Here is a 12,008-nt window from a genome sequence, read left to right as displayed (position 1 = left end):
AAAGTTACAGGGTCAGGCGGTGACCGTTATCGCGCAACCAGCGGCGCAACTCTTTAAATCTGGGGCACACACTTTGGACTAAATCCCAGAAAGCGCGGCTGTGGTTATGGTGTTGCAAATGGCAGACCTCGTGAGCCACCAAGTAATCCACCACCGGCTCAGGAGCGAGACAAACAAGCCAGTTAAACTGCAGCTCACCGCGGATACTACAGTGACCCCACTTGCTTTTGGTGCGACGAACTTTTACTGATGAAATACTTAACCCCAGCTGCTCGGCCAACACATGGGATTTTTGCGTTAACAATGCCAATGCTTCCCGCTGGTAAAGGCGTTGTAAAGCAGTTTGCAGTTGCGTGTCATCGGGCTGGCGATAGCGGGTATAAAGCCCGATAGCACCATCGCCAATACCGGCACTTTTACTGCTTGTCGCACGCTGTAAGGGAAGCTGCTGTCCCAGCCAGGGAAAACTCTCACCAAAAGCGTACTGATATTGCGGTACCTGCGCGGCGCGCCGGTCGGCTGCGAGTAACTGCGCTCTCACCCACTGGATATTTTCCTGCAGGAATTCATGCCCATAACGGGCTGCGCAACGCTGTGGAATTCGCACTTCCACACCACCGGAAGACAGTACCAGCCCCAGACGCTTGCGCCGGCTCGAACGCACCAAGCGATAGGGAATATCTTCAAAAATAAAATCCTGGGCCTGTTTCAAGCGGGATCTCCACACGCAACCCAAGAGATAATACTAGGCACCATGAGCTACAACAGCCATGGTAATGCGAGAAATACAGCTGAGTTTCCCATTGGGTGCATAGATCAGAATTTCCCACACCTGGCTGCTACGCCCAATATGCACGGGTTTTGCACGACCGCGAACCTCTCCCTCGGGGACAGGGCGTAGGTGATTGGCATTAACTTCCTGACCGACACAATAAAATTTATCGGTATCCACTAATAGGTTGGCACCTATGGAACCCAGCGTCTCCGACAATACGACATTTGCACCACCATGCAAAATACCGAAGGGCTGGCGAGTGCGGTGATCTACGGGCAAGGTCCCTTCCAGGTAATCATCGCCAATTTCCGTAATTTCCATTCCCAGGTAGCCGGGCATGCACTGGGATATTCCCTGGTTCAGTTCTTCCAGTGAAGGATCTAAATGCCAAATTGCCATTACAATAAATCTCTTGTGCGTGTAATACCGGGGCATTGACCCGGATTTCTTTACTTACATTCAGGACCAATAAATTTTTCTACTTACCAATAAAATAATCTGGCAGAAAAAAATCCGGGGGGATAATAGCCGGGCGTTAAATGAGTGGGGCCAAACAAGCCATAACGAAACAACTCCATATCCAACATCCGCAGCTCCCAGCGAAGGCGGCTCCGCTGCAAGTACAATGCCTGGGCCTGAGCTTCACTATCAGTGTTCCGATAGGCGTAATGCAGGGAGAGCAACTCGCGCTCTAAATTATCCCGACGCCACAAAAGGCGCTGGTAATGCTGCTCTATACGGTATTCGGCGAGACCGCGCTCGTAATTCTGTAAAAACAAATCAGCAGTAGGGCCAGTGCAAACCCCTTGGTAATTCCGTCCCCTACGCCCCTGGTGATAGCCATTTTCTGCAGTGCAGTAAGTCTCTACACCCTCTTCATGGCCCTGCAGCCATGCATCGCTATCCACATGCATGTCATAGCTATCACACTCTTGGGCAATATCGTACACCAGCGACTGTGAGCGACCGCGAGCGCCGTCTTGCAGGCCCCGCTCATACCAGAGCCCCGCGCGGCACTCCTCTTCGGAAATTACTGCGCAGCCGCTTAACCCCAGTACCAGCAAGGCGAGAAAAAGACGTATTTTTCCTGCAAACATAAAATGGGACTCCCGGCGCTGTACTTCCCGCCTGTTATTGGAATCCAGGTATCACTTAACCAAAGCGCTTGTCGGCGACAAAAGGATTGGTTTGGCGCTCCTGGCCAAAAGTGGACATGGGGCCATGCCCCGGTACAAATTGAACCTCATCACCCAGCGGCCATAGACGCTCTTTGATAGAGCGAATCAGGGTATCGTGGTCTCCCTGGGGGAAATCCGTACGCCCGATCGAACCGGCAAACAAAACATCTCCCACCAGAGCCAACTGGCTGGGGCGGTGGAAGAAAATCACATGGCCGGGAGTATGGCCCGGGCAGTGGTGCACCTCCAGTTCCTGATCCCCTACAGTAACCGTATCTCCCTGCTCCAACCAGCGGTCTGGAGTAAATACTTCGACAGCGGGGAAACCAAACATCTGCGCCTGCATGGGCAACTGCTGAATCCAGAAATCATCGCCTTTATGCGGCCCCTCTATCGGCAGCTGGAGCTGCTTGGACAACGCCGCAGTGCCCCCTACATGGTCCAGGTGGCCGTGGGTCAGCAGGATTTTCTCCAGCTTGAGACCGCGCTCCTCCACCGCCGCCAGAATCTTATCGAGATCGCCACCGGGGTCGACAACAGCCGCGCGCTTACTGTCTTCACACCACAGCAACGAGCAGTTTTGCTGGAAAGGAGTAACCGGAACCAGGTGATATTGCAGCGACATAAGAAAGCGGCCCTTCATCTTTTACAGGAGACTGTTGAGGTAATTGGGGATTATACCGCGAGAGCCTGCTGAGAGGGTTGTGGATGCCGATGAGCGGGCTTATTCACAGTCTTGAGCAGGGAGCGCACATCCTCTATCAGCTGCTCAACAACTATCGGGTTCCGCCAGTAATCCTCAGGGGGCGAGGGAAAAACCACTGGACTCAAGGCGCCGTGATCGCTGAGTGAACAAGTCTCATAGTCACGGCACACCGCCTGGTTATAGGAAGGGCTCAGGGGTTTAAGGGGCCAGCCAAACAGGTCATTGGGGTGATAAAAATTCTTCCAGCGAAAATTGTATCCCCGGGAATTGGAGGTGACCGCCTGAATTTGCTCCCGGGGTCGATCGGCGCACCAGAGGGGCATTGTCGGTCCCAGAGTGTACCAATGGCTCAGGGTCTTGAGGCGCAAAAACCTCTCACGCGCGGACCCTTTGTGAACGCCTGCGGGACCACCATCACGCCAAACACCGCAACTGACATTGGGGCGCTGGGCATCCCAGAGGTAATTAGATAGGTTGATACAACCCACCGAATGGCTGACCAATATCACCGGGGCCCGCTCATCAACCTGATCAGCGGCCTTGGCCAGCGCCGCATAGATCTCGCGCTGGGTCTTTTCGTAGTTGCTATCCCGGCGATCCACATTGCCGGACTGCGCCGCCGTCTGCGACATCCCCAGGAGTAAATATTTTCGTGCACGCAGGAAGTCCAGCTCGCGTTTCTGCATACTCTCAAAGGTGCGTTCGATGTTACTCTGGAAGTGCTCCAGGCCGGGTAATTCAGCGCAGTAGAGACGCGACCACTCCTCCCCAAGCTCGGTTTCCAATGCCGAAAACAGTGGCTTTGCAAACGTGTTATCCACAGCCCCCATACCCGCAGCAGCAAGGATTACGATATCCGCCATGGCTTCCTCTTCTTATTATTCTATCGGCGCCTTCGCAGCGCTCGGCTTTTTTAATTGAATGAACATTGATGAAAACCCGCACAAGGGGCATTCTCACTGCCAAAGAAAAATCGAAAAAATACTGAAAGTGGCGCGTGGGGAAGCTGCACAATAATGCATCCCTTTACGAGCCGGTGTGGATACATCACAGTAAATATTAACTAACGTACCCACTAGTGAGCCGCAGAAACTGCATTGCGACGGGTTGAGATGACCGATTTAACCCGAATAGTAATATACTGCCCAAAGCTAAACCGGCGCCACTCCAATTTGCCACCCAAGAGGCGGAATCACCAGAAAGCTGGCCTATTACAGTGCTGTAACAATACCCGGGTCCTGGTGCATAATAGTGGCTGTACAAAAATCAAACATTTATAACAATCCCTCCCGCAGCGATGCTTTTAACTTCCAAATACAGCCTGCCGGATTGCCCCGAGCACGCCCTATCGCGCCCGCGCCTGCTGTCGGTTCTGAACCAATGCCACAGCGATCAACTGCTGTTGGTGACGGCTCCTGCGGGATACGGCAAGACCACGCTGGTTACCTCCTGGGCCTCACAGCAAGACAACCCGGTGGCCTGGTATACGCTGGATGCCAGCGATAATGAACCGAGCCAATTCTGCCGCTACCTAGTGGAAAGTGTGCACAGGGCGACCGGCAATGGTGTCCCCCAGACTCACCAGTTATTGTCCGCGCCCCAGCGCCCGGACCCCTCAACCCTGGTAAGCCACCTGCTGTCGGAACTGCGAGGCCTGCCCAGCGAACTGCGCATCGTGCTGGATGACTACCACCAGATCGACAACCAGCAGGTGCACGACACTACCCGCTTTTTGTTGCGCCACGCCCCCGCCGGTGTCGGTATTGTTCTCACCAGTCGCAGCCAACCGCCTTTGGGCCTGGCCACCCTGCGGGTTCAAGGGCGATTACTGGAATTGGGCAGTAATGAGCTGGCCCTCAACATTGAGGAAATCGCCACCCTGCTCAAACAGCGCCTGCCGTTTAATCTCGACGGCGACCGCGCAGCCCAACTGCATCACCTCAGTGAGGGCTGGCCTCCCGCCGTACAGCTATTCACTTTATCGGTGCGCGACAGCAACGAAGTGGATCGCTATCTGGCAGAGCTGGAGCAGGGCCACAGTCATATTCTCGATTACCTGGCTGAGGAAGTGCTGGAACGGCTGGAACCCCAACTGCGCCAGCTCCTTTCCTGCACATCCATCCTCACCCGGGTGAATGCCCAACTGGCGGAGCGCCTTACCGGTCGGCAAGATGGTCAGCAGTTGCTGGAAGAGGCCGCGCGTCGCGGGTTATTCCTGCAGGCGCAAGATTCAAGCCGCCAGTGGTTCCGCTTCCACCCGGTCTTCGCCCGCTTCCTGCAGCGGCAAATTAATGACCGCGAACACTTACTGCAACTGCACAGCACTGCCTGTGATACCTGGCAAGAATTAGACCAGCCAGTGGAGGCCCTGCGCCACGCCCTGGCCGGCGGCGACCGCGAGCGGTTAAAACAACTTCTCAACGATCGAGGAGAACAGCTTCTGCGCGCGGGGCAGTCACGCCTGCTGCGGGACTGCCTCGACTGGCTCGGTGACGAAGCCCTGCAACACAGCGCCCGCTTTACTCTCCTGTCCGCCAAAATGGCACGGGAGAATTTTGAATACGACCTGTGCGAGAAAAACCTGGCGGCCTCCGAGAGCTGGCTGCAGCGGGAGGACCCCGCACAGTGGCGCGACTTTGAGGGCGCCTTTGCCACCATGCGCGCCCAGGTGGCCATTGCCCGTGGGCAGACTCTGCAAGCCAAGGAGTATGCCGAAGAAGCCCTGGCCCTACTCCGCGCAGACCAGCTGGGCGAGAGAATCTCCGCTCTGCTGGTCACCGGTGAAACCAGCTTCTGCCTGGGTGCCCTGCAAGAGGCCAATCGCTATATGCAGGAAGTTGAAGCCCTGGCGATCGCCGAGCGGGATATTCCCAGTGCCGCCTGGGCCATTTGCCAACAGACAGAGATCGCCTTTGCCCAGGGCCTGCTGAAGAAAGCGTCCACGCTGCAGGAAAAGGTGCAGACCCTGGTGCAGAAAAATCACCTGTCCACACTGCCCATCTCGGAATTTGTGTGCCGGCTGCGCGGCCAGCTGCAATGGGAGTCCGGCGATCTGGAAGGTGCCGAGCAATCCGCTCGCCGAGGTATGCAAATCAACCGCCGGGTCGGCGAGCACTGGCTGCTGCCGGAGTACACCCTGCTGTTAAAAATCGCCCAGGCCCGAGGAGAGAAAGAGGAGTCCCTGGAGTGGCTGGAGCGTATCGAGCGGCTGCTCACAGACGGGCGCTACCACCGGGACTGGATCGCCAACGCCGATGCCACCCGCATCCGCACCTGGCGCGCCCTGGGCAATCAGCAGGCCATCGCAAGCTGGTTGGAACAAGCAACGCCTGTCGCCGACAGGCCCAGCAATCACTTTGAGCAGTGCCACGGGCGCAACCATGTGCGTGCGATGATTGAGCTGCACCACTGGTCCGATGCCAATCGCCTATTGAGCCGCCTGAAACAAGTCGCCAACGAGTGCGGCCTGGAAACAGATCGCCTGCGTAACCGGGTGCTGGAATCTCACTTGCTGTGGCTACGCGAGCAATACCCCCAATCTGTGGAGGCTATTAGTGAAGCCCTGCTTCTCTCCCACGAACGGGATTTTCGCGCCAGTTTCCTGCAAATCGGCAAACCTTTAATCGTTATCCTGAAAGCCGCCCTGGAAAATGGCCTGGGAGATGCGGAATCCAGCAAAGCCCAACAACTGATCAAAGCGGCACAACAGCAGCCAGAGCTGGACGGTGGTATTCGCATCGAACTGGATGACACCATTATCCGCGAGATACTGGCCAGCGATGCCGTGCCGGACTTCCTTCGCCACTCCCCTCTCACCCCAAGGGAATGGCAGGTACTCAATGCGATTCATTCGGGGCTGTCGAACGAGAAAATCGCCCGTCACTTTAAGGTGGCACCGAGCACCATCAAGACCCATATTCGCAGCCTCTACCAAAAGCTGGACGTCAAGGATCGCCAGGAGGCCATCGCCCTGGCCGAGCAAATGCTTCGCTCGGTCCAGGACAAGCCCTAAACCGTCCTGCTCCAGCGGCACAGGGACGTGCCCACTATGCTCCTCATCCCCCGCCCGCCGATACCAAGCCACCCCAGGCCGGTCACCCTTTACCCCCCTCTCCCCCCTAGCCGGGGAGGAGGAAGCCCGCCAATGACTGCTCCATACTCACCCTATCCTTTAAAGGTGGACTATCTCCACATTTCAAATAATGAAACAAGGCAGTAATCCATGAGCGGCAACAGCTATGAGTGGTGGCGCAATAGCGTTATTTATCAGATTTACCCACGCAGCTTCTGCGACGCCAACGGAGATGGCATCGGTGATATTCCCGGAATTACGCAAAAACTGGATTATGTAAAATCCCTCGGCGTAGACGCCATCTGGATCTCACCCTTTTTTAAATCGCCGATGGTGGATTTTGGCTATGACGTTGCCGACTACCGCGATGTAGACCCTATTTTTGGCAACCTGGAAGATTTCAACCGGATGATCGAAGCGGCCCACGAGCGCGGCCTGAAAGTGATTATCGACCAAATCCTCAGCCACACCTCGGACCAGCACCCCTGGTTCCAGGAGAGCCGCGCCAACCGCGACAACCCCAAAGCGGACTGGTATGTCTGGGTTGACCCCCAAGAAGATGGCACCCCTCCCAACAATTGGGTCTCCGTATTCGGAGGAGGCTCCTGGCGCTGGTGTACCCGCCGCCGCCAGTACTATTTGGCCAACTTCCTCAAAGAACAGCCGGACCTGAATGTGCACAACCCGGAAGTCCAGGAGCAGTTGCTCGCCGATATGAAGTTCTGGCTCGATCGGGGTGTAGATGGTTTCCGACTGGATGCGGTCAACTTTATTTTCCATCAGCAGGCCCTGGCCAATAACCCGGCGCGCCCGCTCAAGCTCGACGAGAAAGGCCTGCCGCCAGTCAATCACTACGACTACCAGTGGCACCAGAATGATAAATCCCAGCCGGAAAACCTGGTGTTTCTCCAGCGGGTAAGACAGTTAATGGATCAATATCCCGGCACTGTGACCGTAGGTGAAGTTGGCGACGACAACACCCACAAGATCATGGCTGAGTACACCACGGAAAAACGCCTGCACATGGCTTATTCCTTCGATCTATTGACCGAGGATTGCAGTGCGGGCTTCCTGCGCGAAACCCTGGAAAAAAACCGCGACGTAATCGAGAAGGGCTGGCCCTGCTGGTCGATCAGCAATCACGATGTACCCCGCTCAATAACCCGCTGGAACAAAGGCTTTAACGACGATCAAGCCGATGCCAGAGCCCCGCTGTTCCTGCTGATGCAATTGGCACTGCGCGGCAGTGTCTGCCTCTATCAAGGGGAAGAACTGGGCCTGCCGGAAGCGGAAATTGCCTATGAAGATCTAGTGGACCCCTACGGCATTAATTTGTGGCCGGAATTCAAAGGCCGCGACGGCTGCCGTACACCGATGCCCTGGACCAATACCAGCGAAGACAACGCTGGCTTTTCTACAGCAAAACCTTGGCTACCCGTCTCTGGGGAACACCAGCAACGGGCGGTAGAGGTTCAGCAGGACGCCCAGAGCTCAATGCTCAACCGCTTCCGCGCACTGATCGAATGGCACCGGGAGCTACCCCAATCGTTGGCGGCAGCAGAGCAGGAAGTGATCGACACCGGCAATGATTTGTTTGCTTTTGTAAGGCGCAGCGACAGCGAAGAAATGCTGGTTGTTCTCAACCTTGGGCAAAGCAGTGGCACCCTGAAATTACCTGCCGAGTTCTCCGGTGCACACAATATTACCCCGGCACTGTTTGCTGGCAATGCGGAAGGAAATAGCTTAGAGCTAGCTGCCGCAGATGCCTGTGTGCTACTGCGTAAAAAAGCCTGATTGATTAGCAATATTTAAAAGATGCCCAGCTCATATTCGAGCCTGGGCATCGAGTAAGAATTACAGTCTCTCTGCAACGTCTCTTCCTTTCGACGTCTGCTTTCCCGCCGGCACAATGCCGGCTTTTTTCTGTTTAACTCCAGCACTTCATCATCTATAGCCTGCAATATAAAAAACCAGATAAAGATATCCGGTGTGAATCCCCTCTCAAGGTAAGTCTTCGCTATTGGAAATAACCAAATGCAAAGCCAAAATCATCAACTAATGAAAAATACCAACCCATCGAGTTAAGGATCCTTCAATCTCAATTTAAAGCACTACCATTGGAGGGTCACGTCATATGATTTTTCAAATAAAAAATTGAAAAATTCTGAACGTTTATATAAAACCGATAATAGGACTTGTATTTTAGCTATTTAGAAATGGGACAGTCCTTCCTTGAAGTACAAGGTGAGAGAGGCTTCTCGCAACCTTCCCACCCTATCAGTGAGGCTATTTTCCTTAACAAAATACATGAATTGCTTCTCCCAATGAGTATTAGTTTACCTCTCCTTCCTAAAACAACCGTACTTAATTTCAAATATGCTACCAGTAGACTCCCGTGAAGCATTCAGTCTTACTTGGTACTCAACCGCGAATATCTTCCATAACATTGCTCTTCAAACTGTCTTATATACAGCATTTCATATCTTGTTCTACTTTCATTATCAGAATTCAAGAGAAGCTTCTCCTATTTCTGGATAGAGCGAGCTAAGTCATTGACTTTAAAGGGGGTGACACTATTGTCACGAGCAAGAAAAGCAGGTAGATATATAGTCGCTGTTATATATCTACCTGTTGAGGATTTCGTCAGAGCCTCTAACCTACTGATATTGTTATATTTTTTGGTTAATCTTGGATGACTGCAACAGAAATATATAGAATGGTGATATAAAGACGCTTCTTTTGAATTAACTGTTAGGCGTCCAAGAGGATTGAGTCCCTAATGGAAATTAGCGATATTAGAAAAACGTTTGAAGAGTTCGTTGGTACAGAAAGATATTTGAACTTTTTGGCTACTATCTGTTGCTCCAACAAAGAAAATAGTCGCCTTAAATTCAAACAAGAACTTGAATGGGAAAAATTCGTTAGTGAGTATGGGCTAGGCTACAAAACATACCAAGAAATATGGTCGTTGTTTCAATACTGCCATTTGCATCAAGTAGAGCTTGAGCAGGATCATGCTGAAATCATCTATGGTACAAGAAGATCTCCTACAGAAGCTGAGCGAAGAACTATTAATGAAAACTACCCTTATGCTAATGTTGTGGCTTATGGGCCTTGCTGGGTTGAAGATGCAAAGACAAAAGAGGTTCTTTACTGCAGCAAGTGCAGAGAAATCTATGGTAGCTAAGATAGGTTGTTCGCCTAACAAGCGGCTGCATTTCGTTCCGGCCTTCGACCTCCACCGGACTCGCTGCGCTCGCCGATGAGCCGGGCGTTAGCACTCAATATGAAACGAGCATTACTTATTATTACTTCATTCCTTTGTTCCTGTGATTCAGGCGTGGAATGGAAAGATAGGCCGTATGAGGTTATATGGATTGATACGGGTGACAATCGAACGCTTAATCACGAGATAAGTGAAAATGCCTCAATCGGTCGAGTTGAAGCTGAAGTTATAGCTGTCGGAATTAACGAGAAGTATGTAGTAGCAAAACAAAAACCAATTGGCGGTGGCTCTATTTCATATTTCTACATAGACCGGGCAAAAGATGATAAATACTTAAATTGGGATGAAATTACTCAAGGGCCATTCTCGGAGGCTAGGTTTTTGCAACTGAAAACTGAATTGGGCCTTCCAGAGTTTAGCAAGGAGTTCTAGTGAAAAGTGCTAGCAAGGCAATTAAAAATCGCCCACAAAAAACGTGGACTGGACTCGCTAACGCTCGCCTTTTATTGCGGCGTTAGCAATACGCGTTGACGGGCGTTTCTTTGCAATAGGTAGCATGAAAAGAATTGATAAAATAAAAAGTTATTGTTGTATCGGCCTCTTCTATGCAGTGGAAGAGGCGGAAGGTGGTGACGAAGTTAAAGTTAAATACACTCGTTCATTTAGGGGGGAGTCCGTTTGGTATGTTGAAGTTCCGGATGGGTCAATTGGTGGAAATCTAATTTCGTATTGCCCATGGTGTGGTACTAAGCTCCCTAAAACACCATATCTAGTGCAAGGTTCCGAAGCTTGAGTGCTATCAAATTGCTAACAAGTGACTATGGTTACTCGTCAAGTTTTTAAGCCATACTTTCATCCCAGTAGGTGTTGTTTTTCACCATTGTATTCAGGATCGTAATCTGCTTTCTCATGCAGGCAACCAGAGCAACCTTTTTAGGTTTGCCAGCGTCGACTAATCGCTTATACATGGGCTTTAGTTTGGGATGATGTTGTATGGCCGACATGATGGAAACAAAAAGAACCGTGCGTACGCGATGCCTTCCACCTCGAATATATCGTTTGCCCTGGAAGTTGCCGCTATCACGGTTCATCGGGGCGATACCGACAAGTGCAGCGATTTCTTTACGGTTCAATTGTCCTAGCTCAGGAAGTTCACTCATTAACGTATAGGCCAATACATTTCCGACCCCTTTGGCACTCAACAATAGGTCACGCCTTTGCCGCCACTCGGACACACTGTTAACCAGTTTTTCCAGTTGCTTGTCGATACCTTGTAACTCTTTCTTGATGGTGTTTAGAATGGTCTGGATAGGTTTGTGTACTGATTTCGGCATCCTCTGAAGCCGATTCTTTTGCATTGTACTCATCTCTAAACACTGACTTCTTACAGCCAGTAAGTCACTGATCGCCCTAAGCTTTTCTGGTTTTAGCACCGACAGCCCTGGCTTCATGGCCTCACCAAAATGTGCAATATCCATTGCATCTAGCTTGTCAGTTTTGGCGAGGCGCCCTGCAGATTTAGCGAAGCTCCTTATCTGCGAAGGATTGCAAACAACAATAGGTAATCCGGCTTTGTCGGCGGCGCAAACAAACTCTAACTCGAGCCTTCCCGTAGACTCTATTAATACTCTTTGAGGTTTAAGAGGTTGTAGTTGTTTAATGGCATCTTTAATGCCATTTTTATCATTGGCAACACTAAAGAACTGGCCAGTAGGTCTCACATAAATATCGAGTTGTTTACTGCTGGTATCGATACCGACATTGATCTCTTGAGGTTCCATAAGATAAGCTATCTCCGCCTTGCTATTCGGGCTCGAGGCCCACATGACTATCCGAGTTATGCCTAGTGAGTGCTTATCACGTTCATACTTGTTATCGGTCTTTTACGAACCAGCCAAGCAGCGAACTGTGATAAACAAGGCCTTCGGTGGCCGCCGAAGGTGGGTCTCAATTTACCCGTTAACGAAAAGGATTTTCAACATCAGAATCGGGCAAGAACAACCATACAAAGCCAAGCACGGCCGCCAGCAAAGCTGGCTGGACCTACATTC

11 protein-coding genes are annotated in these 12,008 nt (G+C 51.9%); 5 read left to right on the top strand and 6 right to left on the bottom strand.

Annotation, left to right across the window (positions count from 1 at the left end; genetic code table 11):
- Positions 1-4: 4 nt before the first annotated feature.
- The 5 genes from ACJJIN_RS20455 to ACJJIN_RS20435 form a co-directional block, all read right to left on the bottom strand.
- On the bottom strand, positions 5-712 hold the full coding sequence (locus ACJJIN_RS20455) for a M48 family metallopeptidase (RefSeq protein ID WP_444895987.1): 708 nt from the start codon (positions 710-712) through the stop codon (positions 5-7).
- A gap of 33 nt (positions 713-745) precedes the next feature.
- On the bottom strand, positions 746-1,174 hold the full coding sequence (locus ACJJIN_RS20450) for a hotdog fold thioesterase (RefSeq protein WP_444892114.1): 429 nt from the start codon (positions 1,172-1,174) through the stop codon (positions 746-748).
- Between the two features lie 83 nt (positions 1,175-1,257).
- Positions 1,258-1,872 carry a DUF2799 domain-containing protein gene (locus tag ACJJIN_RS20445; protein WP_444895986.1) on the bottom strand — a complete coding sequence of 205 codons (615 nt, stop codon included), beginning with the start codon at positions 1,870-1,872 and terminating at the stop codon, positions 1,258-1,260.
- 55 nt (positions 1,873-1,927) lie between these two features.
- Entirely contained in the window at positions 1,928-2,578 is a 651-nt protein-coding gene (locus tag ACJJIN_RS20440; protein ID WP_108734664.1) for an MBL fold metallo-hydrolase, read from the bottom strand.
- 50 nt (positions 2,579-2,628) lie between these two features.
- The gene (locus ACJJIN_RS20435) at positions 2,629-3,522 is read right to left on the bottom strand and encodes a hypothetical protein (protein WP_444895985.1); all 894 of its coding nucleotides are present in this window, start codon (positions 3,520-3,522) and stop codon (positions 2,629-2,631) included.
- Positions 3,523-3,956: 434 nt separating this feature from the next.
- Here ACJJIN_RS20435 and malT point away from each other — a divergent pair, with 434 nt between their 5' ends.
- The 5 genes from malT to ACJJIN_RS20410 all read left to right on the top strand — a co-directional run bounded on the left by malT (position 3,957) and on the right by ACJJIN_RS20410 (position 10,750).
- Positions 3,957-6,671 (top strand): HTH-type transcriptional regulator MalT, encoded by a 2,715-nt coding sequence (gene malT, locus ACJJIN_RS20430; RefSeq protein ID WP_444895984.1) that lies wholly within the window; start codon positions 3,957-3,959, stop codon positions 6,669-6,671.
- A gap of 210 nt (positions 6,672-6,881) precedes the next feature.
- Complete coding sequence (locus ACJJIN_RS20425) at positions 6,882-8,525, top strand: alpha-amylase family glycosyl hydrolase (RefSeq protein ID WP_444895983.1); 1,644 nt, start codon at positions 6,882-6,884, stop codon at positions 8,523-8,525.
- A 985-nt stretch (positions 8,526-9,510) separates the two neighbouring features.
- A complete protein-coding gene (locus ACJJIN_RS20420) occupies positions 9,511-9,918 on the top strand; it encodes a hypothetical protein (RefSeq protein WP_444895982.1) in 408 nt (135 codons plus the stop codon).
- 99 nt (positions 9,919-10,017) lie between these two features.
- The gene (locus tag ACJJIN_RS20415) at positions 10,018-10,389 is read left to right on the top strand and encodes a hypothetical protein (RefSeq protein ID WP_444895981.1); all 372 of its coding nucleotides are present in this window, start codon (positions 10,018-10,020) and stop codon (positions 10,387-10,389) included.
- A gap of 124 nt (positions 10,390-10,513) precedes the next feature.
- The gene (locus tag ACJJIN_RS20410; RefSeq protein WP_444895980.1) at positions 10,514-10,750 is read left to right on the top strand and encodes a hypothetical protein; all 237 of its coding nucleotides are present in this window, start codon (positions 10,514-10,516) and stop codon (positions 10,748-10,750) included.
- A 46-nt stretch (positions 10,751-10,796) separates the two neighbouring features.
- Here the strand turns inward: ACJJIN_RS20410 and ACJJIN_RS20405 are convergent, their stop codons facing one another.
- A complete protein-coding gene (locus tag ACJJIN_RS20405) occupies positions 10,797-11,738 on the bottom strand; it encodes an IS110 family RNA-guided transposase (protein WP_444894991.1) in 942 nt (313 codons plus the stop codon).
- Positions 11,739-12,008 lie beyond the last annotated feature (270 nt).

This window comes from Microbulbifer maximicatervae (SeqCode) (genome assembly GCF_052467505.1).
The sequence above is the reverse complement of the archived record's forward strand: the minus strand, read 5'-3'. Positions and strand labels throughout refer to the sequence as shown.

What these genes read in the sequence shown, in the direction of transcription:
- ACJJIN_RS20445 (WP_444895986.1), bottom strand. Translation starts at nt 1,872, where the DNA reads ATGTTTGCAGGAAAAATACGTCTTTTTCTCGCCTTGCTGGTACTGGGG.
- ACJJIN_RS20405 (WP_444894991.1), bottom strand. Translation starts at nt 11,738, where the DNA reads ATGGAACCTCAAGAGATCAATGTCGGTATCGATACCAGCAGTAAACAA.
- ACJJIN_RS20450 (WP_444892114.1), bottom strand. Translation starts at nt 1,174, where the DNA reads ATGGCAATTTGGCATTTAGATCCTTCACTGGAAGAACTGAACCAGGGA.
- ACJJIN_RS20415 (WP_444895981.1), top strand. Translation starts at nt 10,018, where the DNA reads ATGAAACGAGCATTACTTATTATTACTTCATTCCTTTGTTCCTGTGAT.
- ACJJIN_RS20410 (WP_444895980.1), top strand. Translation starts at nt 10,514, where the DNA reads ATGAAAAGAATTGATAAAATAAAAAGTTATTGTTGTATCGGCCTCTTC.
- ACJJIN_RS20425 (WP_444895983.1), top strand. Translation starts at nt 6,882, where the DNA reads ATGAGCGGCAACAGCTATGAGTGGTGGCGCAATAGCGTTATTTATCAG.
- ACJJIN_RS20420 (WP_444895982.1), top strand. Translation starts at nt 9,511, where the DNA reads ATGGAAATTAGCGATATTAGAAAAACGTTTGAAGAGTTCGTTGGTACA.
- ACJJIN_RS20435 (WP_444895985.1), bottom strand. Translation starts at nt 3,522, where the DNA reads ATGGCGGATATCGTAATCCTTGCTGCTGCGGGTATGGGGGCTGTGGAT.
- malT (WP_444895984.1), top strand. Translation starts at nt 3,957, where the DNA reads ATGCTTTTAACTTCCAAATACAGCCTGCCGGATTGCCCCGAGCACGCC.
- ACJJIN_RS20440 (WP_108734664.1), bottom strand. Translation starts at nt 2,578, where the DNA reads ATGTCGCTGCAATATCACCTGGTTCCGGTTACTCCTTTCCAGCAAAAC.